At 64.6% G+C, this 23,711-nt stretch carries 26 protein-coding genes; 18 read left to right on the forward strand and 8 right to left on the reverse strand.

Going from position 1 to position 23,711, the window contains the following annotated elements; all coding sequences use genetic code 11:
* Window positions 1-727 precede the first annotated feature (727 nt).
* The 10 genes from P2869_RS06135 to P2869_RS06180 all read left to right on the forward strand — a co-directional run bounded on the left by P2869_RS06135 (window position 728) and on the right by P2869_RS06180 (window position 9,724).
* Window positions 728-2,344 carry a methyl-accepting chemotaxis protein gene (locus P2869_RS06135; RefSeq protein ID WP_277597760.1) on the forward strand — a complete coding sequence of 539 codons (1,617 nt, stop codon included), beginning with the start codon at window positions 728-730 and terminating at the stop codon, window positions 2,342-2,344.
* A 79-nt stretch (window positions 2,345-2,423) separates the two neighbouring features.
* Entirely contained in the window at window positions 2,424-2,810 is a 387-nt protein-coding gene (locus P2869_RS06140; protein WP_026122067.1) for an ester cyclase, read from the forward strand.
* Window positions 2,811-2,969: 159 nt separating this feature from the next.
* A complete protein-coding gene (locus P2869_RS06145) occupies window positions 2,970-4,274 on the forward strand; it encodes a diguanylate cyclase (protein ID WP_277597761.1) in 1,305 nt (434 codons plus the stop codon).
* A 71-nt stretch (window positions 4,275-4,345) separates the two neighbouring features.
* Entirely contained in the window at window positions 4,346-4,816 is a 471-nt protein-coding gene (locus tag P2869_RS06150; RefSeq protein WP_277597762.1) for a VOC family protein, read from the forward strand.
* A gap of 289 nt (window positions 4,817-5,105) precedes the next feature.
* The gene (locus P2869_RS06155) at window positions 5,106-5,723 is read left to right on the forward strand and encodes a DsbA family protein (protein ID WP_277597763.1); all 618 of its coding nucleotides are present in this window, start codon (window positions 5,106-5,108) and stop codon (window positions 5,721-5,723) included.
* Window positions 5,720-6,295 carry an AraC family transcriptional regulator gene (locus P2869_RS06160; protein WP_277597764.1) on the forward strand — a complete coding sequence of 192 codons (576 nt, stop codon included), beginning with the start codon at window positions 5,720-5,722 and terminating at the stop codon, window positions 6,293-6,295. Before P2869_RS06155 ends, P2869_RS06160 begins: the two co-directional genes overlap by 4 nt.
* Window positions 6,296-6,740: 445 nt before the next feature.
* Window positions 6,741-7,067, forward strand: a complete 327-nt coding sequence (locus P2869_RS06165; protein ID WP_277597765.1) for a nuclear transport factor 2 family protein — start codon at window positions 6,741-6,743, stop codon at window positions 7,065-7,067.
* A gap of 132 nt (window positions 7,068-7,199) precedes the next feature.
* The gene (locus P2869_RS06170; protein WP_199541415.1) at window positions 7,200-8,108 is read left to right on the forward strand and encodes an alpha/beta hydrolase; all 909 of its coding nucleotides are present in this window, start codon (window positions 7,200-7,202) and stop codon (window positions 8,106-8,108) included.
* Between the two features lie 2 nt (window positions 8,109-8,110).
* Window positions 8,111-8,899 (forward strand): enoyl-CoA hydratase/isomerase family protein, encoded by a 789-nt coding sequence (locus tag P2869_RS06175; protein ID WP_126875793.1) that lies wholly within the window; start codon window positions 8,111-8,113, stop codon window positions 8,897-8,899.
* Between the two features lie 45 nt (window positions 8,900-8,944).
* The gene (locus P2869_RS06180; protein ID WP_277597766.1) at window positions 8,945-9,724 is read left to right on the forward strand and encodes an alpha/beta hydrolase; all 780 of its coding nucleotides are present in this window, start codon (window positions 8,945-8,947) and stop codon (window positions 9,722-9,724) included.
* A gap of 50 nt (window positions 9,725-9,774) precedes the next feature.
* Here P2869_RS06180 and P2869_RS06185 read toward each other — a convergent pair whose 3' ends face one another.
* The 3 genes from P2869_RS06185 to P2869_RS06195 form a co-directional block, all read right to left on the reverse strand.
* Entirely contained in the window at window positions 9,775-10,650 is an 876-nt protein-coding gene (locus P2869_RS06185; protein ID WP_277597767.1) for a LysR family transcriptional regulator, read from the reverse strand.
* Window positions 10,651-10,987: 337 nt separating this feature from the next.
* Complete coding sequence (locus P2869_RS06190) at window positions 10,988-11,605, reverse strand: glutathione S-transferase family protein (protein WP_026122071.1); 618 nt, start codon at window positions 11,603-11,605, stop codon at window positions 10,988-10,990.
* A gap of 79 nt (window positions 11,606-11,684) precedes the next feature.
* Window positions 11,685-12,050 carry a hypothetical protein gene (locus tag P2869_RS06195; protein WP_277597768.1) on the reverse strand — a complete coding sequence of 122 codons (366 nt, stop codon included), beginning with the start codon at window positions 12,048-12,050 and terminating at the stop codon, window positions 11,685-11,687.
* Window positions 12,051-12,132: 82 nt separating this feature from the next.
* Here P2869_RS06195 and P2869_RS06200 point away from each other — a divergent pair, with 82 nt between their 5' ends.
* A complete protein-coding gene (locus tag P2869_RS06200; RefSeq protein WP_277597769.1) occupies window positions 12,133-12,591 on the forward strand; it encodes a MarR family transcriptional regulator in 459 nt (152 codons plus the stop codon).
* Window positions 12,592-12,613: 22 nt separating this feature from the next.
* Here P2869_RS06200 and P2869_RS06205 read toward each other — a convergent pair whose 3' ends face one another.
* Window positions 12,614-13,372 carry an SDR family oxidoreductase gene (locus tag P2869_RS06205; RefSeq protein ID WP_277597770.1) on the reverse strand — a complete coding sequence of 253 codons (759 nt, stop codon included), beginning with the start codon at window positions 13,370-13,372 and terminating at the stop codon, window positions 12,614-12,616.
* Window positions 13,373-13,467: 95 nt separating this feature from the next.
* Here P2869_RS06205 and P2869_RS06210 point away from each other — a divergent pair, with 95 nt between their 5' ends.
* Complete coding sequence (locus tag P2869_RS06210) at window positions 13,468-14,397, forward strand: AraC family transcriptional regulator (protein ID WP_017777920.1); 930 nt, start codon at window positions 13,468-13,470, stop codon at window positions 14,395-14,397.
* An 18-nt stretch (window positions 14,398-14,415) separates the two neighbouring features.
* Here P2869_RS06210 and P2869_RS06215 read toward each other — a convergent pair whose 3' ends face one another.
* Together P2869_RS06215 and P2869_RS06220 are read right to left on the reverse strand one after the other, a co-directional pair.
* Entirely contained in the window at window positions 14,416-15,051 is a 636-nt protein-coding gene (locus P2869_RS06215) for a LysE family translocator (RefSeq protein ID WP_277597771.1), read from the reverse strand.
* Between the two features lie 83 nt (window positions 15,052-15,134).
* On the reverse strand, window positions 15,135-15,773 hold the full coding sequence (locus P2869_RS06220; RefSeq protein WP_277597772.1) for an FMN-binding negative transcriptional regulator: 639 nt from the start codon (window positions 15,771-15,773) through the stop codon (window positions 15,135-15,137).
* A 236-nt stretch (window positions 15,774-16,009) separates the two neighbouring features.
* On the opposite strand from P2869_RS06220, the gene P2869_RS06225 reads away from it, so the two are divergent.
* The 6 genes from P2869_RS06225 (at window position 16,010) to P2869_RS06250 (ending at window position 21,325) form a co-directional block, all read left to right on the forward strand.
* Window positions 16,010-16,717, forward strand: a complete 708-nt coding sequence (locus P2869_RS06225; protein WP_017777923.1) for a c-type cytochrome — start codon at window positions 16,010-16,012, stop codon at window positions 16,715-16,717.
* Window positions 16,718-16,794: 77 nt separating this feature from the next.
* Window positions 16,795-18,078 carry a cytochrome c gene (locus P2869_RS06230; RefSeq protein WP_277597773.1) on the forward strand — a complete coding sequence of 428 codons (1,284 nt, stop codon included), beginning with the start codon at window positions 16,795-16,797 and terminating at the stop codon, window positions 18,076-18,078.
* Window positions 18,079-18,087: 9 nt separating this feature from the next.
* Window positions 18,088-18,288: a hypothetical protein gene (locus P2869_RS06235; protein ID WP_277597774.1), complete on the forward strand. Its 201-nt coding sequence runs from the start codon at window positions 18,088-18,090 to the stop codon at window positions 18,286-18,288.
* A gap of 10 nt (window positions 18,289-18,298) precedes the next feature.
* Complete coding sequence (locus tag P2869_RS06240; RefSeq protein WP_277597775.1) at window positions 18,299-18,904, forward strand: cytochrome C oxidase subunit II; 606 nt, start codon at window positions 18,299-18,301, stop codon at window positions 18,902-18,904.
* Window positions 18,894-20,519, forward strand: coding sequence for a b(o/a)3-type cytochrome-c oxidase subunit 1 (locus P2869_RS06245; protein ID WP_277597776.1), 1,626 nt, complete (start codon window positions 18,894-18,896; stop codon window positions 20,517-20,519). The genes P2869_RS06240 and P2869_RS06245 overlap by 11 nt, the downstream gene beginning before the upstream one ends.
* Window positions 20,516-21,325, forward strand: coding sequence for a c-type cytochrome (locus tag P2869_RS06250; protein WP_277597777.1), 810 nt, complete (start codon window positions 20,516-20,518; stop codon window positions 21,323-21,325). Before P2869_RS06245 ends, P2869_RS06250 begins: the two co-directional genes overlap by 4 nt.
* A gap of 19 nt (window positions 21,326-21,344) precedes the next feature.
* On the opposite strand, the gene P2869_RS06255 is transcribed toward P2869_RS06250, so the two are convergent.
* Window positions 21,345-21,863, reverse strand: coding sequence for a chemotaxis protein CheW (locus tag P2869_RS06255; RefSeq protein WP_017777928.1), 519 nt, complete (start codon window positions 21,861-21,863; stop codon window positions 21,345-21,347).
* 34 nt (window positions 21,864-21,897) lie between these two features.
* Complete coding sequence (locus P2869_RS06260) at window positions 21,898-23,673, reverse strand: methyl-accepting chemotaxis protein (protein WP_026122073.1); 1,776 nt, start codon at window positions 23,671-23,673, stop codon at window positions 21,898-21,900.
* Between the last annotated feature and the right edge of the window lie 38 nt (window positions 23,674-23,711).

Consider the following 23,711-nt stretch of genomic DNA (forward strand, 5'->3'; position numbering starts at 1 on the left):
TATTGCGCGGCATTCCCACCAGAACGACCCCTTTGGTTTTGGTGCGCATTATCGTCTTGGCAGTGTTCTGGCAATGCTGCTCCATACGAATACAGCCCATACGGTTAGTGATGTGAAGATCGATGTGTACAAAGCTGGTGCGCGGTGGGGGTGAGCGGTGTGATTCAGTACCACTTGTCGAAACGGACGTATCTGTATGACCAGGCGATTTATCGGCGCATTGTTTATCCTCGCGGGCGCGATCATGGGCCTACTCGCCCTCAATGAACTCATTCCCGGTTGGAGCGAACGGTGCGGACCGCTGAAGGGGCCCGTCATATCCTCCTTTCTGAAACTGACTCGTGGGCCGTGCCGAAGCGAATGAGGCGGCGAAGCGCGTGAAACTGGCCTCCGGTGTGCTCGGACTCGACATGTCGACAATCCTGCCGGTCATCGACACAGCCCGCGCGCCACTACGGCAGTGAATGCAGAGGTTGCGCACTTTATCGGCGGGCCATTCGTCCGACCGGCACCGTGGGTGGACCGACAAGAGACAAGGCGCCGGACTTTCGTTCTCTGCGTGCCGTGTCCGTCTTGTTCCACCATTTCTTGGGACAGATCTCCGACGTGTCGCAGGCATCGCCCTGAATTCAGGATGGCTGATCAAGTCATTCGTCCGGATAGGTCTCTTCCTGATCCCGCATAAATGCCTGGAATTTTTGGCCGTTAGTGAGGCAACGAGCCGCGCATGCCTACCCAGAGCTTTGGCGCGCTCAACTTCTTCGTCCTCCTGCTCAACGCCTCCGTCATCATGATCAAGAACATAAGTATTCGCGTACGTCTCGCGCTGGCAATGAGTTTTCTCGGTGCATTGCTCGTTGTCGGTGGCCTCATGGGTGTTGTTGGTGTGTCCATGAGCAACAACGATATGAGCGATCTGTATTCCAGCCGGCTCGCCTCTTCGGAGGCGCTGGGGCAGGCCAACGTAGCGCTTTCGAGAACCCGTCTCTGGCTGTATCGCATTGCGCTCGATCCCACGGGGCCGGACGTGGCCCAGCAAACGCAGATGTCCCGCGATCTGCTCGCGGCATCGAAGAAAGCGTGGGACGTGTATCGCGCACTGCCGCCTTCCAGCGCTGACGAAGCGCAGCGCGCGGCCGATGCGAACACGAAGTTCGATGCGCTCGTCGAGAACGGCCTTGAGCCGATGTTCAGCGCGATTGCCACGGGCGATGCCGCGAAGATCGTCGACGTCTGGCGCCAGATGCCGCCGTCGCTCTTCATCGATGTGTCAGACAGCATGGATGCGCTCGACCGCATCCAGGTGAATGCGGCGCGAGCCACGTTCGATGCTGCGCAGGCCCGCTTTCACGGGTTCGTCGAAGTCGCCGTTGCAGGCATTCTGATCGCGCTCGCCGCGGCGGCGCTCGCATGGTGGTCGCTGCAGAGGTCGATCAGCACGCCGCTTGCGCAGGCACTCGGTCATTTCAGCGCGATTGCGAACGGCGATCTGACGACGCACGTGGAGGTCCATTCACGCGACGAGATGGGGCAGTTGATGAGCGGCCTGCAGGCGATGCAGGCGAAGCTCGTTCAAACGATCGGCGTGGTGCGCAACGGTGTACGGTCCATCGGCACCGCCACGCATGAAATCTCGGCCGGCAACGTGGACCTGTCGCGACGGACTGAAGATCAAGCCGCGTCGCTGGAAGAAACCGCTGCGTCAATGGAGGAACTTACTTCGACGGTTCGCCAGAACGCGGACAACGCGAAGCAGGCCAATCAGGTGGTATGCAGTACGGCCTTGCTGACGGAGCGGGGCAACGAGGCGACGCTGGAAGCGGTGCAAACGATGCGCGGCCTCTCCGAGTCGTCCGGCAAGATGTCCGAGATCATCGGCGTGATAGAAGGCATCGCGTTTCAGACCAACATCCTGTCGCTGAACGCCGCGGTGGAAGCGGCACGCGCAGGCGAACAGGGGCGCGGGTTTGCGGTGGTGGCGAGCGAAGTGCGCTCGCTGGCTCAACGCAGCGCGGCCGCCTCGAGAGAGATCAAGGACCTGATTACGGATTCGCTCGATCGCGTGGAAACCGGCGCGAGGCAGGTCCATCGCGCAACGGAAACGATGACCGAGATTCTGGCTTCGGTTCGAAGCGTGAGCGACCTGATGGGCGAGATTGCGGCGGCGTCGCACGAGCAGTCGAAGGGTATCGAACAGGTCAATCAGGCGGTGGCGCAAATGGACCGGGCCACCCAGCAGAACGCGGCGCTCGTTGAAGAGGCTTCAGCGGCGGCGCGGTCGCTGGAAGAGCAGGCGGGGCAGTTGGACGCCGCCATTGCGGTATTTCGTGTCGATCGTGCGTAGACGCTCGAAGCAAGCGTAGCAGCCGGATTCTGGTCTACGATGGCGATTGATCTGCACTGCGAGGCGACGGGAGGTCATGGTGAGCGAACCGAACCTGAGCGATATCTATCGCGATTACCTCGATTGCCTGAATCGTCGGGATTGGGCATCGCTTGGCCGGTTCGTGGCCGACGACGTCGTTCACAACGGTCGGCGCATCGGCTTGTCCGGCTATCGCGACATGCTGGAACGGGATGTGCATGAGATACCGGACCTTCGTTTTGTCGTCGAACTCCTGGTGACGCAGCCGCCTGTCGTCGCGAGTCGTCTGGCGTTCGACTGCAGACCCCGGCATCGTTTCCTCGGGTTACCCATCGACGGCAGGCGCATCTCTTTCGCAGAGAACGTGTTTTATACGTTCCGTGACGGGAAGATCGCGCAGGTATGGTCGGTGATCGACAAGACGGCCATCGAGACGCAACTGTAATTGCGGGCACGGTGGGCGGCGGTTTCCCAAACCTTTCAGACAGCCTGCGAGCGACGAGGCGGCAGAACCTTCTCCCGAAAATCCCGTAAGACTCGCGGGCAACAATTTCTCGTACCATACCTGGATCGAAACGGTGTAACGCTCCAGCAAGGTACGACTATGTCCAATTGCCCCAACACCCCTCATGAGTTCGAGGACAGCGTGGCGGTCAGCGTTGCCATCGTCGGGCGGGACGAGCGCGGCGAGCTTGTTGTCACGGCATGCAATGACCCTTTCTTGCAGATGATTGGCGCAGCGCTGCCAGACACGCAGACATTTCCTGTGCCATTCGATTCGCTGAGTACCGACGGCAGGTGGCAAGCGTTGCGCGAGACGCTGGAAACCTGCCTCGAGTCCGACGCAGCGCCGCAGAAGCAGGCGTGCGAATTTCACGACGTCCACGACGGCGCGCTGCGTTGGCACCTTTCATTCAAACCGGTCGCACGTTCCCATGGCGGCGGCGCTGCGCGCGAAATATTGGTCACGGGCGTGAGGGCCGCGCCGACCTCGCCGCTCGCACGCGAAATGGAGGCCAGCGCTTCGCGTTACCGGGCAGTAGTCGATTCGGCTTACGACGCGATTGTGGCGATCGATCAGCAGCACAACATCACGCTCTTCAATCGCGCGGCAGAGAACCTGTTCGGCTATACGGCGGCCGAGGTGCTCGGGCAACCCATCGAAATGCTGTTGCCCGAAAGGTTTCGCGCGGGCCACTCGCAGCGCGTACGACAGTTTGCGAACACCGTGCAGATGAGCGAGCGGCAGGTCACGCCCCCGCGCATGGACGGCAGCAACAGTGTGTACGGACGGCATCGGAATGGCTCCGTCATTCCGGTCGAAATCGCGATCTCCAAAATCGATGTGAACGGCGTAACCGAGTTCACGGCAGTCGTGCGCGACATCACGGATCGTGCCCAACTCATGGAACAGCTGAAGAAGCAGGCGGGTACCGATGCATTGACGGGCCTGCCGAACCGCCGCGAGTTTCTGGATTTCGTCGATAAGGCGCTCGGCGCCGACGACATTCTGTCAGCGTTCATTCTCGACATCGACTTCTTCAAGAAGATCAACGACAGCTATGGTCACGATGCCGGCGACGAGGTCCTGCGCGTGCTCGCGAAAGTGGGGCTATCGGTGATGCAGGATTCCAATGTATTCGCGCGCTGGGGCGGCGAGGAATTCGTCGCGGCGCTGCCGGGCGCAGATGCGAACGTCGCGCATAAGGTGGCGGAACAACTGCGTCAGCGTATCGAGCAGCACGATTTCGAGCATGCGTGGCGTCTCGAGGCGATTCCGTTTACCGTGAGCATCGGCGTCGTCACGCGCGAAGCAGGCGAGCGCGACGTCGATGCGCTGATGAAACGCGCGGACCGGGCGCTCTACCGCGCCAAGCAATTGGGCCGTAATCGCGTCGAGGTGGGTTAGGCGTACTTCCCGGGCCCGGTGGCCGCATGCGCCCGTGTTCGCGAGAGGCCAACATTAAAAGGAGACATGCGATGTCGATTCAAAAGATCACGCCGTTTCTCTGGTACTCATCCGAAGCCGAAGAGGCCGCGGCTTTCTACGCGGGTATTTTTCCGGACTCGCGCGTGAATCGCGTCACGTCGGTGCAGGGCACCGCGTCCACCAAGGTGGTCGAGTTCGTTCTCTTCGGGCAGCCCTTCATCGCCATGAGCCACGAACGGCGCGAGGCTTTCAATCACGGGATATCGTTGATGATCAGTTGCGGCGATCAGGCGGAGCTGGACCGCTACTGGGGCGCGCTCATGGACGGCGGCACGGCCGACGGCTGCGGCTGGCTGAGGGACCGCTTCGGCGTATCGTGGCAGATCGTCCCGGACGACCTCATCGCGATGATTGCGGATCCGGATCCGGTCAAGGCGGGGCGGGTCGCCGCAACCATGATGCAGATGACGAAGTTCGACGTCGCGGCGCTGAAGGCGGCGTATGCGGGGACGCAGTCATAGAAGGCTCGCGCCCGGCATCTGTGCGCAACCCGCATGCGGCGCCGCGGATTCATCAGCAGGAAACGGACCGACGCCGTCAGGGCAGCGCGAAAGAAATAGCATTTGCGTACCAGAAGCGACCGGGCGTGCGCAACACAAGATAAGCACGCGGGTATTATGGTCGACACAAACGCCACGTCGACGCACACTTCCACTCTCGGAAAACGCCGAGAGGCTTTCCATGATTCCGATGCCGACCGTCCGCATTGATTGCTGGGCAGACTATGTGTGCCCTTTCTGTTATTTGCAGATGAGTGTGCTCGACCGGTTCATCGAAGCGTCGCGCGTGCCGTTCGTGCTCGAATGGCACGCGTTCGAACTGCGTCCCGAGCCCATTGCGCTGATCGAACCCGACGGCGAGTACATCACCAACATCTGGCTCAATGCGGTTTATCCGCTCGCGGCCGAACGCAACGTGAAAGTTCAGTTGCCGCCCGTTGCGCCGCGCAGCCGTCTTGCGTTCGAAACGGCTTTCTTCAGTCGCACGGTGGGACGCTTCAACGCCGTGCATCGTGCGCTGTTCAAGGCCTATTTCGAGCATGGCCGCGATATCGGCCGTGCGGACGTGCTGCTCGATATTGGCGCCGAATGCGGTGTCGATCGCGCGGCGCTGGCTGCATCGCTCGCCGCGCAGCGCTTCAAGACGGCGATCGAGGACGACGAAGCCAGGGCCGGCCGCCTCGGCGTAACCGGACTGCCGTTCGTGATGCTTTCGCATACCAGCGACGAGGCACGAACACGGCCTCCGGTCGTGGTGCGCGGCGTCGCGCCCGTGGAACACCTGACCGCCGCGCTGGACCGGCTGCTTGCCGACACGCCGTCGGCAGACCTTCGGTTGTTGGCGAGAAAGAAGAGGGCTGCGTCATGATGGGGCGATCCGCTGCGGTCTTCGTCGCGCCATCGTTCGTCACGGTTCAGGTGTGTGCGGTCCAGGTGAGTGCCGGCGGCGACGGACCCGACGACAGACGACAGAACGCCGCGCCTGCGCTCTTCTTCGACCTCGCTACGCGCACCGTTCGTGCCTACGTGCTCGACGACTGCGGCCACACGCACCCGACAGGCGCCCTGCGACGCGTTCGCGGCGGCCTGTCCCCTGCGCATCTACAGCTTGCCAAGACCATGCTGTCGGTGCGCGATCACGACAGCGTCACGCTCGCGGCGCTCGGCGAGGCGTGCGGGCTCTCGCCCAGTCACTTTGCGCGGGAGTTCAAGCAGTCGACAGGCTTGCCGCCGCATCGGTGGGCGCTCAAAAACAAGGTCGCGCTCGCAAAGGACCTGCTGCGGCAAGGCGGCCTTGCGTTGCCGGCCATTGCGCTCGCATGCGGCTTTGTGGACCAGTCCCATCTGGGGCGATGGTTCAAGCGCTTGACGGGCATCAGTCCGCGGGCCTGGCAGCGCCTCCATCTCGATAGCGTCGCGATACCGGCCAACTCTCTCTGAAGACGGACAGCCCGACGGCCCTTCGGGCGCGAAGCCGTTCGCCGAAAACTCCGGCATAGAGGCCGGAGACACGGGCCGCGCAAGGTGAAAGCCCGCTCGCGGCCGCCACAGGAAATAGCATCATTCCCGTACCAAACCGCGCCGAAACCCGCTTCTGCACTGACCTCGCAACCGCTAGCATAGTGACCAGCCCATCCGGGTTTCGAGTCAGACGTACAGCCTGCGTTGTGTAGCCTGTTATCCAGCTTGGCATCCAGCCTGGTTTGGCACGCCGCCCGCGCCGCGCGCCGGCGTCACGCGTCCATCCTGCTTCCTGAAAAATCCGCTTTGCGAGGTCACTGTGAACGTTCGTGCCTTTTCGACGATGAGCCCCGAGGACCTACGGGACGTTCGCGCGCTGTTCCTGCGACAGGCGGCGGCCGAAACGGCCCACGACATCGAGGTCATGGACTCGATCCTCGCGCGCCCGCCTGCCGGCCAGCCCGACCCCGTGAACTTCGTCGCGCGCGCCTACACCTTCTGGGGGCGCGAGGCTGTTCTTGATCACTTCCGCGCGGTTTTCGCCGGCACGTGGCAATTCGAACCGGACGAGGACGCCATGCGCGTGATTCCGCTCGGGCCGGACACAGCCCACCTCTACGCCCCCACGCGCATCACGGCCGGCGCCGCAGGCCAACCAGCGGCCACGTTCCAGTTTCTCGTCAACGAAATCGCGATCCGCACAGCAGACGGCTGGCGCATCTCGGCGATTGTTCCCGTGCCGACGAAGTAGCTGGAACCCGTCGTTTCTCTTGCCGTCGCCGCGCACCATGCGGCGACGTGGTCTTTCCCGAACGAGGCTGCTGACCCGCTGCTGCATCGGGTCAGCGGCTCGTTTCACCCGATGAAGCAAGGAGGCGTGACCGTGGTCCAACGTTTGAACGTCGAATTCGAAGCAGAAGGCGGCATCACGCTGCGGGCGTGGCTGTTCGTGCCCGCGGGCAATGGCACGCGCTTGCCTGCCATCTCCATGGCCCACGGGTATGCGGGCACGCGAGAGCACGGCATAGAGCGCTTTGCGCGTGCGTTCGCGCAAGCGGGTTTCATCGTGCTGCTTCACGACCATCGCGGCTTTGGCGCGAGCGAAGGCGAGCCGCGGCAAGACATCGACCCGTGGCGGCAGATTGGCGACTGGCGTCGCGCGCTGTCGTTTCTGGAATCGTACGAGGGCGTGGATGCGGCGCGTATCGGTCTGTGGGGCACGAGTTACGCCGGCGGCCATGCCATCGTGTTGGGCGCGACGGATCGGCGCTTACGCTGCGTGGTGGCGCAGGTGCCCACCATCAGCGGCTACGAGCAGGGGCTGCGGCGCGTGGCACCGGAATTCGTTGCGTCGATGGAGGAGACCTTTGCGAACGACGAGCGCGGCGAGGCCCGCGGCGAGGCGCCCATGCGCCAGGCCGTCGTGAGCGACGATCCGGCCGTGCCCGCGGCGTACCGCACGCAGGACGCGCTCGCGTTCTACCAACAGCCCGTTCCCGACGGCACCTGGGACAATTCCGTAACCGTGCGCTCCACGCGTGCCGCTCGCATGTACGAGCCGGGCGTGTGGGTTTCGCGCGTCTCGCCCACGCCGCTGCTGATGGTCGTCGCCTCGCACGACACCATCACCGTCACCGATCTGGCGCTCGCCGCGTACGAGAAAGCATTGCAGCCCAAGCGGCTCGCGATGATTCCGGGCGGACACTTCGACGCGTACCAGCAGTATTTCCCCGAAGCGAGCCGTGCGGCTGTCGAATGGTTCCGCGAGCATCTCTCATCACCGCAGGGTTGAACATGGCTCATCTCTTGCTCGACATCTCGAACCAGGTCGCGACGATCCGCCTCGACAATCCGCCGCAGAACCGTCTTGCCGAGCAGATGATCGGCGAACTGGACGATGCGTTGACGACCATCGGCCAGAGCGACGCGCGTGCCGTGCTGCTTCGCGCAGCAGGCCCCGACTTCAGCTTCGGTGGCGACATTCTTCCGTGGGAGGGCATGTCCCGCGCCGCGTTGCGCTCGCTCTTCGAGCGCTACATGAACGCGTTCAATCGCTTCGAGCGACTGCCGTTGCCTGTCGTCGCCGCCGTGCAGGGGCTCTGCTTCGGCGGCGGTCTGGAACTCGCGTTACGCGCGGATGTGGTCTTCGCCGCGGAGTCCGCACGCCTGGGTCATCCCGAACAGACCTTGGGCATCGCCACGATGCTGGGCGGCATCTATCGCGTTGCGGAGCGAGCGGGGCGCTTTCGCGCCGCGCAATGGGCGTTCACGTCGGAGCCGGTACCGGCTGCCACGATGGAGCGCTTCGGGGTGGTGAATTGCGTGGTGCCCGATGCGCAACTGCTGGAGCAAGCCGAGGCTTTCGCGTTGAAGATGGCTCGAGGCCCGACACGCGCGCACGCTGCCCACAAGGCGTTGCTTCGTACGTGGGCCGTGGGCGGTATCGATGCCGCAGATGAGGCGCTCTTCGATATCGCGATGCCGCTCTTCGACACGGAGGACGCGACGGCAGGGCTCGCATCCGCGATCAAGGCCGCGCGCGCCGGCCAACCCCGGCCCGCCATGGAATACAAAGGCCGCTAGTTCGTTATTGCACACACCGCAACCCACCAGGAAGGAAGACGCACGATGACGATGAACAGACGTAGCTTCTCGGCGGCACTCATTGCAGGCGCCGCCGCCTCGCTCGTATCCTCGCGCGGCATGGCCGCCACGCCGGCTCCTGCGAAGGCACGCAATGTCGTGCTCGTGCATGGGCTCTTTGCTGACGGGTCGTGCTGGTCGGACGTGATCCCGCGATTGCAGGCCGCGGGTCTCAATGTCACCTCCGTTCAAAACCCGCTGACCACGCTGCCCGAAGCCGTTGCCTCGGCCCAGCGCGTGCTGGACCGGCAGGATGGTCCCACGGTGCTGGTCGGGCATTCGTTCTCGGGCATGATCGTGACGCAAGCCGGCGTGCATCCCAACGTCTCGGCGCTTGTCTACGTGGCCGCGCGTGCGCCGGATGCGGGCGAGGACTACACGGCGCTGGCCCGGACCTATCCGACGCCGCCGGCCTCCGCTGGAATCGTCTTCGACGGCGACGAAGGGCGCCTGACCGAGGCAGCCTTCCTGCGCGACTTCGCGGGCGACCTGCCTGAAGCGAAGGCCAAGCTGCTCTTTGCAGTGCAGGAGCCGTTCCACAAGGCATTGCTCACCGGCAAGACGACGCAGGCGGCGTGGCGGTCGAAACCGAGCTTCTACGCGGTTTCCACGGAAGACCGCACGATCAATCCCGACCTCGAACGCTTCATGGCCAAGCGCATGGGCGCTAAAACCATCGAATTGAAGTCGAGCCATCTCTCGCTGATCTCCCATCCTGAGGAGATCTCGCAGCTCATTCTCGAAGCGGCGGGGCAGCGCGGCTGAGATGGTTCTGCGCGAAGCGGTGGGCCCATTGTTGGGGGCCACCGCTTCGGTCAGCCTTTTTTCAAGGCCGCGCGAACGAACGACACGAACTGCGAGGTCACCGGGTTGTGCGCTCCGCTGGCCCATACCAGCCCCACGCGCCACGTTGCATGCTTGCCGCGCAGCGGCACAACGGTGGCGTCCCGCAACAGGTGCTCGGCCCGCGACGGAATGAACGCGACACCCACGCCTGCAGCGACTGACGCGAGAACGGACTGCACATCGTCGGCCTGCTGCGTGACGTTCGGCACGAACCGATGTTCGCGACACCAGTTTTCGATTTGCGCTGCGAGCCCGGGGCCGCGTGTGCGCCGCAAGGCCACGAAGCCCATTTCGTTCAGCTTCCCGAAGTCGGACGGAAGACGCACGCGCGCAAGGCTGGGCGGCAACGCCAGCGCGAGCCGCTCGTCGACGACGTTCAGGGAAGAAAGGCCCTCGGTACGAGAGAGGCGCATGAAGCCCACGTCCAGCTTGCCCGCCTGAATGCGGCGGATTTGCTCGTCGGAGGACAGGTCGCTCAGTGCGACCGCGATACCCGGACGCCGCTGGCGAAAGTCCGCGATGATCTGCGGCGCGAGCGTCAGCACGGACAGGCAGATGCCCACCCGCAAGTGTCCGCGCGTGCCGCTGCTGGCTTCGCGCGCACGCCCGAGTATTTCATCGGCGTCGTAGACGAGTGCCTTCGCGTCGGGCAGGAAGCCCTCGCCGAAGCGCGTCAACGCAGCACCGTGCCGCCCGCGTTCGAAGAGTTTTCCGCCCAGGCTCGCTTCCAGTGCATTTACCTGCTTGCTCAAGGCAGGCTGGCTCATATGCAGGGCGTCGGCCGCGCGTCCGAAATGCCGTAGCTCGGCGACCGTCAAAAACGCTCTCAGTAGCTTGAGTTCCATTCCGGTACGTTATCGTATCGATCGAATCATTCATTTTACTGATCGATGCGCGGCGTGTTCAATACGGACATGCCCTTTTACGAGCGACGCCTCATGGCTTCCAAAGAGATCTGCGACTGCCTGCACGAGGCAGCGCGAACCGATGCAGCCGGCAACGGCTCGGCGTCTCAGGCCGAACCGTTGCCAGGCGCTTCTTCCAGTCGCAACGCGCGCGTGCGTCGGCCACGCTTCGACATGACGCCCCCGGAAGACGCGACGTCCGGGCAGGGTGGGGCGATAGCAGTGAGTTTCGCCGTTGTCTCGCGCAAACGCTGGCCGCTATGACGGCGAGGCACGCTCACGCGGCCATGCGTGCCTCGGCGATACGCTGCGGCGCTTCCGGACGCGCATACAGACGTTCCAGGTAGGCCTGCAACTGCGGGAACGTATCGATCAGATGCAGTTCGTTGGCCCAGTCGATCAGATACGCAGTTACGCAGTCGGCCACCGAGAGCGCGTTGCCGACGATGAATTGGCGCCCATCGAGATGCCTGTCGAGAATCGCGGCCATCGTCTTGAAGTCTTCGCGCGCGAGTTCGATATCGGCGGGGGAACGTTTCTCGGGCGGATAAAGCAAGGTGTGACGCGTGATTCGCCAGAGCGGCTGCTCGAGTTCGGTCACTGCAAACAGGGTCCAGCGATACGCCTGTGCGCGCTCGCGCAGGTCGTCGGGCATCAGCCCTTTCTCGGGATACTTGTCCGCGAGATACAGAACGATTGCTGCGGATTCCGGAATGATCTGGTCGCCGTCGATCAGAACCGGTACCTTTCCCGCAGGATTGATGCGCAGGAATTCGGGCCGCTTGTGCTCGCCTTCGCGCAGATTCACCGACACGAATTCAAAGTCGGCATCGACTTCCTTGAGGCCCCAAAGCGCGCGCTGCGAGCGCGTTCCAGCAAATCCGTAAAGTCTCATCATCTTCCTCCAAAGAACCGCTGTCGCTCATGAACAAGCGGCTGTATCGATGTTTTTCCATACCGCGAGACAGCGCCTCTCACATGTGAGGGATGGGTAGAACGGGCATCACGTCGATCGACTCACCCGGGAAAACGGTGAAATGCGGGTGGCCCTCGAATATTCTGGCCGCCTCGTCATGCGAAGTACTCCGTACGACCGTAAACGCGGCGAGCGCGTTGGTCACATCCTTGATGCCCTGTTCGCTCACGTTCTTTGTTTTGCCAAGTGGACCACCCATCTCGACAATGGCTGCCTTGTGCTTGTCGACCCACGCGCCCCATGCGGCGATGCCTTCCCGTTCCCTGGCGCGCCGTTCTTCTTCGGAAAGCGCCAGCCATGTCTTCATGCGCGGATTGTCCTTGCTGCCGAGGAAAACGGCGAGAAACAACGTTTGATCGCTCATGCCTCCTCCTTCTGTTGACGGGCGCAACGGGATGTTGCGGCCCGGCGTTGACAATATAGGTTGATATCAACATAATTGCAACATGGCACACGCGAAAAAGCTTCCGAAGTCTCTTCCTTTCGAAACCACGCTGATGGTGCGCGACTGCTGCCTGTGTCTGCACATGCAGCGGGCAGCACGCAATCTTGCGCGCCTGTTCGACGAGGCGTTGCGCCCGTTCGATCTCACGAACGGGCAGTTCTCGCTTCTGATGTCGCTCAATCGGCCTCAGCCGCCGGCAATGAAAGACGTGGCGTCGCTGCTGGCAATGGATCGCACTACGCTAACGGCTGCGCTCAAGCCGCTGGAGCGGCGCGAACTGGTCGTCGTCGAGCAGGACGCGCAGGACAGGCGCAGCCGTCGGCTTCGCTTGACGCCCGCGGGCGAGCAATTGCTCGCCCGCGCGTTCCCGGTGTGGCAGCAGACGCACACCGAAATCGAGAAGCCGTTCGCGCAAGGCGAGGTGGACAGGCTGCGCAATCACCTGCGGTCGCTTTCGTAACGGCAAGCGACGAAGAGGACGTTCACTGCGCCGCGAGCGCCGTTGCGATGGCATCGGCTCCGGCGGGCAGGCGCATCGGCGCGGCGGGATCGGTCACGGCGGTCCACACGGCTGCGGCGACGTCCTCGGCGTACGTGACCGGCGTGCTCGTGTCGCGTATCGAGGCGAAGACGCCTTGCGTGAACGCGGCGTACGGCTCGGGCACGTCTTCGCTCATCAGGCGGCGGGCGTTGTTGCCGAAGCTCGTGCTGGGCGAGCGTCCGGGCAGCACCAGTCGCACGCGCACATCGAAGGGCGCCAGCTCCAGCGCGAGCGATTCAGTGAACGCATTCACGGCCGCCTTGCTGCCCGTGTAGACCGAGAGCAGCGGCAACGGCTTCAGCGTCACGGTCGACGTCACGTTCACGACCACGCCCGCACGCCGCTGCCGGAACTGCGGCAGCACGGCCTGCGTCATCGCAATGGTGCCGAGCGTGTTGGTCTCGTAGACGGTGCGGGCGTGGTTCAGATCAATTCCTTCCAGCGGTCCCGCCATGCCGACGCCGGCGTTGTTGACGAGCGCGTCGATCGGCCCGGCCGCTTCGATGCAACGCCGGATGCTCTCGATATCGGTGACGTCGAGCGGCAGCACGCGAAGCCGCTCCGACGCCGGCAGCAGGTCCTCTCGCGGCGTGCGCATCGTTGCGATAACGCGCCAGCCCTGGTCGAGGAAAAGCCGCGCGGTCTCAAGTCCGAAACCGGACGAGCAGCCGGTGATAAGAACGGTGGAAACAGGGGACATCGGGAACTCCATCGGTTGGCAATGCCTGTACGATAGCGGCCCGATTTCGGACGAACTATACTTCGAGATCCATTTCTTTGTTGAGATCGTCCAGAATGGTCGACCCCCTCGCCGAAGTCGTGTCGTTGTTGCAGCCAGGCGCGCCGTTCTCGAAACTCGTCGTGGCCTCCGCCACGTGGGCAGTGCGCCGCAGCGAGACCGGTCGTCCGTTTTATCTCGCCGTGCTCGAAGGCGGCTGCCGTCTGACCATAGACGGAGCGACAGGCAGCGAAACGATCACGCTCAACGAAGGCGACTTCGCCTTGCTTCCCGCCGCGCGCCGCTTCGCGACATCCAGCCTGAATGGGCCGCCGCCTGACGAAGGCGACGCCGTTGCTTCACCCATCACGCCGATTCCCGGCGGCGCGCGCGTGGGCAATCCCGATGAGCCCATCAACGTGCGCATGCTCGTGGGCCACTGCGTGTTCGGCTCGCCGGACTCTGCGCTGCTGGTTTCGCTTCTGCCGCAATGGGTGCACGTGCGCGGGGCGTCGCGCCTTTCCACGCTGGTTCAACTGGTGGGCGACGAATCGCGCGCAGACCGCCCGGCGCGCGAAATCGTGATGGCCCGGTTGCTCGAAGTGCTGCTGATCGAGGCGCTGCGCTCGACCGCGAGCACGGCGGCGTCACCTGGCCTCGTGCGCGGACTTGCCGATGCAAAGCTCGCGCTCGCGCTACGGCGCATGCACGAAGATCCCGCGCAGCCTTGGACCATCGCTCAACTGGCACGCGAGGCCGCGATGTCGCGCTCGGCGTTCTTCGAACGCTTCAGCCGCGCGGTGGGTGTGGCGCCCATGGAATACCTGCTCACGTGGCGCATGGCGCTCGCGAAGCGGCTGCTGCGGCAACGGGACCGGTCGATTGCGGAGATCGCCGCCCATGTGGGCTACGGGTCGGTGAGTGCCTTCGGCGTGGCGTTCACGCGGCACGTCGGCATGCCGCCCGGCCGCTATGCGCGAAGCGAGGTGGACGACGTGCCGGCCTGAGGCGGGCGCACGCGAAGGCTATCGGGACGACCACGCCAGCAGCCGGATGCCGGCCACTCCGAACACGACCGCGAGGCATCCTTCCAGCACGCGGCGCGTCCTCACGTAAGCCGCTCTGGCCGTCGCGGTGGAAAACACGAGCGCATACGTGCTGAACACCACCATGCCGATCACCGCGCAGCCCGGCACCACGGCGTCGTGGGCAGGCCCCACGTGATTCGACGAGAGCGCGACGATCGACACCCAGACGAGAATCGCCTTCGGGTTCGTGAGATGCAGCAGCGCGCCTTTCGTGTAGAGCCGCTTCAGCGGCTCGGCCTGCGCGTCGCGCGGCGCGGCAGCGGGCTGTGCGCCGCGCGCAGTGCGCGCCGACTTGAAGGCTAGCCAGAGCAGATACACGCCGCCGAAAACCTTCACTGCGACGATGAATTGCGACCACGCAATCAGCGCGGCCGAGATGCCGGCTGTGGCCACCGTCGCCCAGAACATCGATCCGGAAATCACGCCCAGTGCGAAGGCGAGGGCGGCTTTGCGGCCATGATGCGCGGCAATGGACATGATCGCGAGATTGCTGGGCCCGGGGCTCGCGACGCCGACGAGATACGCCGTATAGGCGAGCAGCAGGTTGGCCGAAAAGAGCGTGTTGCCTGACATGGGGATCGGACCTCTTCGAATGAAAAGCGTGATGCGACGTGGCCTGATATCGACGACGAACTACGCGATGCCCGCGCGCGGCGTCATCGGGATTTCCCGGCCGCCACTGCCAGCATGGCCTCGCCCAACTCTGTGTGGCCGCCTGCCTTGAGCGCCTCGCCAGCACCGCGGATATCTTCCGCATCCTTGTTCTGGCCGATCTTGCTTTTGCCCACGAGGCGCGTGATGTCGATCTGCAGCCCGACAATCGACTTCAGCATGGTGTCGATATAGTCCGCCGGCGCATCGCCCATCTTCCAGGGCGCCGGTTGGGCCGCCTCGTGCGTGCGCGTGAGCCGGCCGACGAGGCCGCGCAGGAACCGTTCGTCGTCGAGCACCGTTATGCGTCCGTACGCGTGGACGACCCTGTAGTTCCACGTCGGCACCTGCTTGTGATGCACCTGCTTGCTCGGGTACCAGTTGGGCGAGATGTAGGCGTCGCCCGCGTGGAACATGACGAGCACCTCGTCGCCGTTCGCCACGTCCTGCCAGACCGGATTCGCTCTCGCCACGTGCGCGCGCAGCACGCCGAGCGGACCTTCGGCGGCGGCCAGCTCGAACGGCAGGTGATTGGCGTCCAGCCCGCCTTTGCCGTGCGTAACGAGCGTGCCGAACGGATGTTGCGCGATGCGCGCATGCAGAACCTCGGTGCGAGGTTCGTCGAAATGGGCGGGTACGTACATGGTTCTTCCACGGATTGGGCTGCGCAATCGCAGGCGACAGTGCGCATTCTGGCGGCAAACCTGGCCGTCTTACAGAGCCAGTTTCGACCGATTCGACAGGGCCAGCAGCGAGCCGGCGCGTTGGGTACACCCCTTGCTGCTTCGCGGCGCGTGCGGCGTATTCACTTTCAAACCTTTTACTTTCCGATTCATTGACTACAATCGTCGGACAGCCATAACAACGGGCATTGCCACCGATGCTGAGAAGAACCGCTGTTGCCATCCTGCTGTGCGTTTTCCCTTGGGGCTTCGTCTTCGGGCAGGGGACGTCTGCCGAGCGTGCGCCCGACACCCTGCAGGCGCGCGTGCTCGCGTGTGCGGCCTGTCATGGCAAAGAGGGCGAGGGTACCGATAACGATTACTTCCCGCGGCTTGCCGGCAAGCCGGCCGGCTATCTCTACAATCAGCTGACAGCGTTTCGCGATGGCCGCCGGCAATATCCGCCGATGAACTATCTGCTGGCGTATCTGCCCGACGCATATCTCAAAACCATCGCCGATTACTTCGCGCGCCAGCGTCCGCCATACCCGCCTGCTTCGACGCCGGCCGTGAGCCCGCAACTACTGCGGCGCGGCCAGCAACTCGTGAAAGAGGGCGACCGCACGCGCAACATTCCGGCCTGCGCCGCCTGTCACGGCGCCGCGCTCACGGGCATGGACCCGGCCATTCCCGGCCTGCTCGGTCTGCATGCGCAATACATCAGCGCCCAGCTTGGCGCATGGCGCTACGGCACACGTAGCTCGATTGCGCCGGACTGCATGCACGACGTCGCCTCGCGTCTCGGCAACGACGACATCACGGCGGTTGCCGCCTGGCTCGCCGCATCGCCCGGGCCGGCGAATCCGGCGCCCGCGCCTGCGCGAAGCCTGAAGCTGCCCATCGCCTGCGGAAGCGAACCCCAATGACGGAGCCCACGGTGCGCATCCTGTCCTTTCCGTCCCCCCGGGTCTTGGGGTCCTTCCGGTCCTTTCCGGTTCGTCGCGTGGCGAAGACGCTGGCCGTTCGCCTCGGTGCCGCGTTCGCGCTGGGTGTCTGCGTGGGTTTCGGTGTGATAGCCAGCACGCCGCTCGCATTGGCACAGGGCGGCTCCAGCCAGGCCGACGTCATCAAGCGCGGCGAATATCTGGCCCGTGCGGGCGACTGCATCGCCTGCCATACGAAGCCGAGCGACAAGCTCTTCGCGGGCGGCCGCGCCATGCCCACGCCGTTCGGCACGCTCTATTCGCCGAACATCACGCCCGACGACGAAACCGGCATCGGCCAATGGAGCGCCGACGAGTTCTACGCGATGATGCACACCGGCCGTTCGCGCGACGGCTCGCTGCTCTATCCCGCGATGCCCTACGCGGCCTATACGAAGGTCACGCGCGAAGACAGCGACGCGATCTTCGCGTATCTCAAGTCCGTGCCGCCCGTGAAGCAGCCGAATCGTCCGCACGAGATGCGCTTTCCCTACAACAACCGGCAATTGCTGCTCGGCTGGCGCACGCTGTATTTCCGCGAAGGCGAGTACAAGCCCGATCCTGCGAAGTCGGTGGAATGGAATCGCGGCGCGTATCTCGTGCAGGGCCTTGGGCACTGCTCCATGTGCCATACGGCGATCAACGCGCTGGGCGGCAGTTCGGAGTCGAAGGCCTTCGAAGGCGGGCTGATTCCCATGCAGGACTGGTACGCGCCGTCGCTCACGTCGAACCGCGAAGCGGGTCTCGGCGAATGGAGCATCGACGAGATCGCGGACCTGCTGCAAAAGGGCGTGTCGCGGCGCGGCGCCGTGTACGGTCCGATGGCCGAAGTGGTGTACGACAGCCTGCAATACCTCTCCGACGACGACGTGCGCGCCATGGCCGTCTATCTGAAGTCGCTGCCGCAGCACGGCGGCGAGGGCGCGGCTGCGGCAACCTCGGCGATGTCGCGCGACGAGCGCGATCTGCTCTTCAAGCTAGGCAGCAAGATCTACGACGCGCAGTGCGCCACCTGCCACGGCAAGAACGGCGAGGGCAAGCTGCCTGACTTCCCGCCGCTCGCGAACAACCAGTCCATCCAGATGACCTCGGCCGTGAATCCGATCCGCATGGTGCTCAACGGGGGTTACGCGCCGGGCACGGCGAAGAACCCGATGCCCTACGGCATGCCGCCGTTCGCCCAGTCGCTGTCCGACGACGAGGTAGCGGCGGTCGTCACGTTCATCCGCACGGCGTGGGGCAACCACGGCACGCCGGTGTCGGCCAAAGATGCCAATGCGCTGCGTTCGGCGCCGTTGTACTGAGGGGAAGCCATGAGCGAGTCGACTGGCGAACGAGTACCACCGGGGGCGGGCGGCCCGCGTCCCGCCGACGACGAACGGCGCGTGGCCGACATCGTGCGCGCCGGCCCGAAAGGCGCCGTGGCGCTCGCCGGCATTGCGACGGCCATCGTGATTGCGCTCTGGTTCGCGTTCTACTTCCTCGTGTTCCTGCCTCGCGGCGTTATCCAGTAAACCTGCGCCCATGTCGAACGTCCCGAACACTCCAAACAGTCCGCTGCCGGGCCACGCCGACGGCCACGATGGCCACGATGGCCACGACGTCGCGGCCCGCACCGAGCGGCGCTGGGCCATCTTCGCGGTGGCCATTCTGCTGCTGCTCGTGGCGATGGTGATCTTCACCGGCCTGCACTGGGCGATGATGCCGCCCTCGCGCGTCGAAACCATCGACCCCACCACGCTGCACGTCTCCGGCGAATTCGTGGAGAGCAATCTCGGCACGGCGCGCGAGGCGGACGGCTCGGTTACGGTGCGCATCGTCGCCCAGCAGTATTCGTTCACGCCGCAGTGCATCCTCGTTCCCGCGCGTACGCCCGTGACGTTCCGTGCCACGAGCGCCGACGTCGTGCACGGTTTCCTGATTGCGGACACGAACATCAACTCGATGGTGGAGCCCGGCTACGTTGCCACGTTCCGCACCACGTTCAACGAACCGGCGGACCATTTGATGCCGTGCCACGAGTATTGCGGCACGGGCCACGAAGGCATGTGGGCACATGTGAAGGTGATCGATGCGGCCCAGTTCGACCAACTCGCGGCCGGCGCGCGGAGGCTCAGCTGTGTTAAATAACCGACGACTCGTGCTCGCGCATTTCTGGTTCGCTTTTGCGACCTTCGGGGTGGCGTTGCTGCTGGGCGCCTGGCAGATGTACGTGCGCAGTCCGCTGCATGCGTGGCTTTCGGCGCCGGAGCTGTACTACCGTTCGGTGACGGCGCACGGGTCCGTGATGGCCTACGTGTTTCCGACGCTGATCGCCATGGGCTTCGGCTACGCGATCACCGAACTTTCGCTCGAGCAAAGGCTCGTCGGCCGGCGCTGGGCGTGGGCGGGCTGGTGGCTCGTGGTGGTGGGCTCGATTGTGGCGATGGTGCCGGTGTCGCTCGGCCGTGCCTCGGTGCTCTACACGTTCTATCCGCCGATGATCGGCAGCCCCTTCTACTACATCGGCGTGGTGCTCGTGGTGGTGGGCTCGTGGATCTGGGTGGCGCTCATGTCCGTGAACCTGCATGTCTGGAAGAAGGCGAATCCGGGCAAGCCCGTGCCGCTGCCCATGTTCGCGAACGTCGCGGGCTCGTATCTCTGGGCCTGGACGGCGGTGGGCGCCGCCATCGAAATCCTGTTCCAGATTCTGCCCGTCGCGCTGGGCCTCACATCCACCATCGATTCGGGTCTCGCGCGCGTGTTCTTTTCGTGGACGCTGCACGCCATCGTCTACTTCTGGCTCATGCCGGCCTATATCGCGTACTACACGCTCGTGCCGCGCGCCGTGGGCGGGCGGCTCTACAGCGACGAGATGGCGCGCATCTCGTTCATCCTGTTTCTCGTGGTGGCCATGCCGATCGGCATTCACCATCTCTTTGCCGATCCGCAGGTGGGCTCGGGCTTCAAGTTCCTGCAGTCGGTATTCACCGCGCTCGTTGCGGTGCCCACGCTCCTCACCGTCTTCACGATCTGCGCCTCCGTGGAAATTGCGGGGCGGCTGCGCGGCGGCAAGGGTGTGTTCGGCTGGATACGCGCGCTGCCCTGGCACGAACCGATGATGCTGGCCGTGGCGTTCTCGTTCGTGATGCTGGGCTTTGGCGGGGCCGGCGGCCTCATCAACATGAGCTACCAGCTCGACTCGACCATTCACAACACGCAGTGGATCACGGGGCACTTCCACCTGATCTTCGGCGGCGCCATCGTCATCATGTATTTCGCGATTGCCTATGAACTCTGGCCGCAGTTGACGGGCCGAGCGCTCGCGAGCGTGAGGTTGATGCGCTGGCAGCTGTGGCTCTGGTTCATCGGCATGATGGTCACGACGTTCCCGTGGCATTACGCGGGCATTCTGGGCATGCCGCGCCGCATGGCGTTCTTCGACTACAGCAATCCCGCGATTGCGCCCGAAGCCATCACCGTCGTGATCTCGTTCTTCGGCGCGCTGATTCTGGTGGCCTCGGCGGTGCTGTTCTTCATCGTGCTCGCGCGGGGGCATCAGGGTGCCCCCGAGCCCGCGCGCAAGTTCGAGTTCAGCGTGGCCGTGCATCCGCCGCGCACGCTGCCGGTCGCGCTCAACAGCTTCGGGCTCTGGATCGCACTAATGATCGGCCTCACCGTGGTCAACTACGGCTACCCGATTGCGCAGTTGATGGTGCTCAAGCAGACCTCGGTGCCGGCCGTCTGGATGGGAGCGCAGCGATGAGCACGCCGCGGCCTCCCGAAGCGCGTCTTTTCTCGCTGCGCAACCCGTGGTTCACCGTGAGCGTGGGGCTCACGCTCGCGATTGCCGTCGTCTCCATCCTGATCGGGTTCGTGTGGCTGCCCTCGGTGCAGAAAGACCCGCAGTTCACCGGGCTCTGGAACGCGATCTGCAGCGCGGCCGGCGTGCCGCAGAAGTGGCTCGTCGAGCAGCCGGTGGTGTCGTCCGTGAAGACGAGCACGGCGGTGCTCACGCCGCAGACCTTCGCGGGCACGGATGCGCTTTCCATCGGGCGCGGCGCCACGCTCTCGCTGCGCTGCACGATGTGCCACGGCCCGCAGGGGCTCAGCTTTGCGAACTCGCCGAATCTGGCGGGCCAGTACGAGAGCGTGGTCTACAAGCAGTTGAAGGACTTCCAGAGCGGCGCGCGCGTGAACGCGGTGATGAGCCCGATGGCCGCCAATCTCAGCGAGCAGGACATGAAGGACCTGGCGGCCTATTACGCGTCGCTGCCGCGCATGAACACCAGCACGGGCACGGCCGCGCTGCCCATGCCCGCCATCGTCGCGACCGGCTCGCCCATGCGCAACATCGCGCCCTGTGCTTCGTGCCACGGCCCGGCGGACAACAAGCCGGGTGCGCCGTGGCTGGAAGGCGAGCCGCTCGTCTATATCCGCGCGCAATTGCTGGCATTCGCCGCGGGCGACCGTCACAACGACACGAGCGAGCAGATGCGCAACGTGGCGCGGCAGATGACGCGCGACGAGATCGAGGCGGCGGCGCGTTTTTATGCGGGGCAGCAGCCCTGAGCCGCGGCCTTGCGTGCCGTCAGGCAACGAGCCCGATATCTGCGGCGACGATGAGCTGTTCGATGTCGAGCAGGATCAGCATGCGCTCGCCGTCATCGCCCGCGACCGTGGCGAGATCCGTGATGAAGCTCGCATCCACCGACGCCCCGAAGGCCGGAGCCGGGCGACGGTTGCCGGGACCGAGTTCCAGCACGTCGCTTACCGCATCCACCACCACGCCCACCGTGCGGGCCGCCACGTTGAGCACGATGACGACCGTCGAGTCGTCGTAGTCCGCGCGTTCCAGCGCGAACTTCAGCCGCAGATCGACGATCGGCACGATCACGCCGCGCAGGTTGATTACGCCCTTCACGAACGGCGGTGCATTGGCGATGCGCGTGGGCTCGTCGTAGGAGCGAATTTCCTGCACGCGCAGGATGTCGATGCCGTACTCCTCGTTGCCGAGCCGGAACGTGACGAATTCCTGGGCGCCGGCTTCGGCCTCGGCAACTTCGCCGCGAGCGCGTGCGGGCAGCGCGGGTTCGACTACTGCATTCATGGTGTTCTCCTGAAGTGAAGCGGCACGGGGTGGATTAAAAGGTTTCCCAGTCGCGGCCCGTATCCGCGCTCGCGAGCGCCGGTGCAGCGGTGGGCCTGGCAGCCGGGGCAGGTTTCGATACCGCGGGTGGCGTGACGCGCGCACGGGTCGCCGCCGGTTTGCGCGCGGCGGGGCTTGCAGCGGTGCTTGCGGCTGATGCGTGCGTGGCCGAAGCGGTTCGACTGTGCCGGATGTCGTCACCCGAACTCAGCCGGAAGAACGATACGGCTTCGGTCAGTTGATGTCCCTGGTCTTCGAGCGACTTCGACGCCGCCGCCGCTTCCTCTACGAGCGCCGCGTTCTGCTGTGTGACTTCGTCCATCTGCGTGATCGCGACGTTGACCTGCTCGATGCCGCGGCTCTGTTCGGTGGAGGCCGCGGCGATCTCGCCCATGATGTCGGTTACGCGCGCCACGGCCTGGGTGACTTCGACCATGGTGCTGCCCGCGTCGTCGGCAAGGCGCGAGCCGTCCTGGATCTTCTGCACGGAGGCGGCAATCAGATCCTTGATTTCCTTCGCGGCGCTCGAGGAGCGTTGCGCAAGGCTGCGCACTTCGCTGGCCACCACGGCGAAGCCGCGGCCCTGCTCGCCGGCACGCGCGGCTTCCACGGCGGCGTTGAGTGCGAGGATATTGGTCTGGAATGCGATGCCTTCGATGATGCCGGTGATCTCCGCAATCTTCGACGAGCTGTGGCTGATGTCGGTCATGGTCTCCACGACCTGGCCCACCACGGTGCTGCCTTTGTGCGCGACCTCGGACGCATTGCCGGCCAGCGCGCTCGCCTGCTGCGCGTTCTCTGCGTTCTGACGCACGGTGGAGGTGAGTTCCTCCATGCTCGAAGCCGTTTCCTGCAGCGCCGAGGCCTGCTGTTCGGTTCGCTGGGACAGATCCTGGTTGCCCGAAGCAATTTCGCTCGATCCGGTGGCGATGCTGTCGGCGGCGGTGCGGACCTGGGCGATCAATCGTACGAGGCTCGCCTGCATCTCGCCCATCGAGGCGAGCACACTGCCCTTTGGCGCGCTTTGGGCACCCTGAACCGGGCTCAGGTCGCCGGCCGCGACGCGGCGGGTGACGTCGCCGAGATCGCCCGGCTCCGCGCCGAGTGCGCGCGTGAGCGAGCGTGTGATCAGCAATGCGGCGATGACGGCGGCGGCAACGGCGGCGAGGCTGATGCCGACGAGGAGGTTGCGCTGGCTGGCGTACTGTTCGGCCGACTCCTGCTTTTGCTGCGCGGCGCGAGCGCGCGCGAAGTTTCCGTAGGCGTCGGCAGCGGCGATGAGCTGGGCGAGCAGCGGGCGGCATTGGTTGTCGATCATCGTGACAGCCTGATCGCGCCGATTGTGCAGGGCGGCGTCGACGATCGCGAGCGCGACGGGACCGTACTGCGTTTCAATGCGGTCGATCTCGGCCACGAGGCTGCGCGCTTTTTCGGTCGCGCGAGCGTTGTTCGTCACCGCGTCCTTCAATTGGCGGAGCCGCGTCTGCACGTCCTCATGTGCCTGGGTGACCGCTGCCTTTTCGATGTCGATGTCGGCGGGCGTCGTCACGAGCACGAGATTGCGCACGGCGATCGCACGCCGATCCACTGCGGTGCGAACCTGCTCAACCAGTTGGGCGCGCGCACTGGCGCCGCTCACGTATTCGGCGAAGCGCTCGTTGGCGCTACCGAGCGCGTTCAGGGCAAGCCCCGAAACCAGCAGCACAAGGCCGGCCAGCAGGCCGAAGGTCAAGGTGAGCCTGGCGCGCACCGTCATTTGTCTGAAGTTCATGCGGTTCCCTCCGTGATTCGTATTGATCGATCTTTTGT

Origin of the sequence: Paraburkholderia sp. SUR17 (genome assembly GCF_029536165.1) — a bacterium.
GTDB classification, from domain to species: Bacteria; Pseudomonadota; Gammaproteobacteria; order Burkholderiales; family Burkholderiaceae; genus Paraburkholderia; species Paraburkholderia kururiensis.

Bases quoted from the DNA above. Each gene is read 5' to 3' on its own strand.
- P2869_RS06175 (WP_126875793.1), top strand. From the start codon at position 8,111: ATGGCTCATCTCTTGCTCGACATCTCGAACCAGGTCGCGACGATCCGC.
- P2869_RS06260 (WP_026122073.1), bottom strand. From the start codon at position 23,673: ATGAACTTCAGACAAATGACGGTGCGCGCCAGGCTCACCTTGACCTTC.
- P2869_RS06250 (WP_277597777.1), top strand. From the start codon at position 20,516: ATGAGCACGCCGCGGCCTCCCGAAGCGCGTCTTTTCTCGCTGCGCAAC.
- P2869_RS06135 (WP_277597760.1), top strand. From the start codon at position 728: ATGCCTACCCAGAGCTTTGGCGCGCTCAACTTCTTCGTCCTCCTGCTC.
- P2869_RS06155 (WP_277597763.1), top strand. From the start codon at position 5,106: ATGAGTGTGCTCGACCGGTTCATCGAAGCGTCGCGCGTGCCGTTCGTG.
- P2869_RS06195 (WP_277597768.1), bottom strand. From the start codon at position 12,050: ATGAGCGATCAAACGTTGTTTCTCGCCGTTTTCCTCGGCAGCAAGGAC.
- P2869_RS06205 (WP_277597770.1), bottom strand. From the start codon at position 13,372: ATGTCCCCTGTTTCCACCGTTCTTATCACCGGCTGCTCGTCCGGTTTC.
- P2869_RS06180 (WP_277597766.1), top strand. From the start codon at position 8,945: ATGACGATGAACAGACGTAGCTTCTCGGCGGCACTCATTGCAGGCGCC.
- P2869_RS06200 (WP_277597769.1), top strand. From the start codon at position 12,133: ATGGCACACGCGAAAAAGCTTCCGAAGTCTCTTCCTTTCGAAACCACG.
- P2869_RS06145 (WP_277597761.1), top strand. From the start codon at position 2,970: ATGTCCAATTGCCCCAACACCCCTCATGAGTTCGAGGACAGCGTGGCG.
- P2869_RS06240 (WP_277597775.1), top strand. From the start codon at position 18,299: ATGTCGAACGTCCCGAACACTCCAAACAGTCCGCTGCCGGGCCACGCC.
- P2869_RS06185 (WP_277597767.1), bottom strand. From the start codon at position 10,650: ATGGAACTCAAGCTACTGAGAGCGTTTTTGACGGTCGCCGAGCTACGG.
- P2869_RS06165 (WP_277597765.1), top strand. From the start codon at position 6,741: ATGGACTCGATCCTCGCGCGCCCGCCTGCCGGCCAGCCCGACCCCGTG.
- P2869_RS06220 (WP_277597772.1), bottom strand. From the start codon at position 15,773: ATGTACGTACCCGCCCATTTCGACGAACCTCGCACCGAGGTTCTGCAT.
- P2869_RS06255 (WP_017777928.1), bottom strand. From the start codon at position 21,863: ATGAATGCAGTAGTCGAACCCGCGCTGCCCGCACGCGCTCGCGGCGAA.
- P2869_RS06190 (WP_026122071.1), bottom strand. From the start codon at position 11,605: ATGAGACTTTACGGATTTGCTGGAACGCGCTCGCAGCGCGCGCTTTGG.
- P2869_RS06225 (WP_017777923.1), top strand. From the start codon at position 16,010: ATGCTGAGAAGAACCGCTGTTGCCATCCTGCTGTGCGTTTTCCCTTGG.
- P2869_RS06215 (WP_277597771.1), bottom strand. From the start codon at position 15,051: ATGTCAGGCAACACGCTCTTTTCGGCCAACCTGCTGCTCGCCTATACG.
- P2869_RS06150 (WP_277597762.1), top strand. From the start codon at position 4,346: ATGTCGATTCAAAAGATCACGCCGTTTCTCTGGTACTCATCCGAAGCC.
- P2869_RS06210 (WP_017777920.1), top strand. From the start codon at position 13,468: ATGGTCGACCCCCTCGCCGAAGTCGTGTCGTTGTTGCAGCCAGGCGCG.
- P2869_RS06160 (WP_277597764.1), top strand. From the start codon at position 5,720: ATGATGGGGCGATCCGCTGCGGTCTTCGTCGCGCCATCGTTCGTCACG.
- P2869_RS06235 (WP_277597774.1), top strand. From the start codon at position 18,088: ATGAGCGAGTCGACTGGCGAACGAGTACCACCGGGGGCGGGCGGCCCG.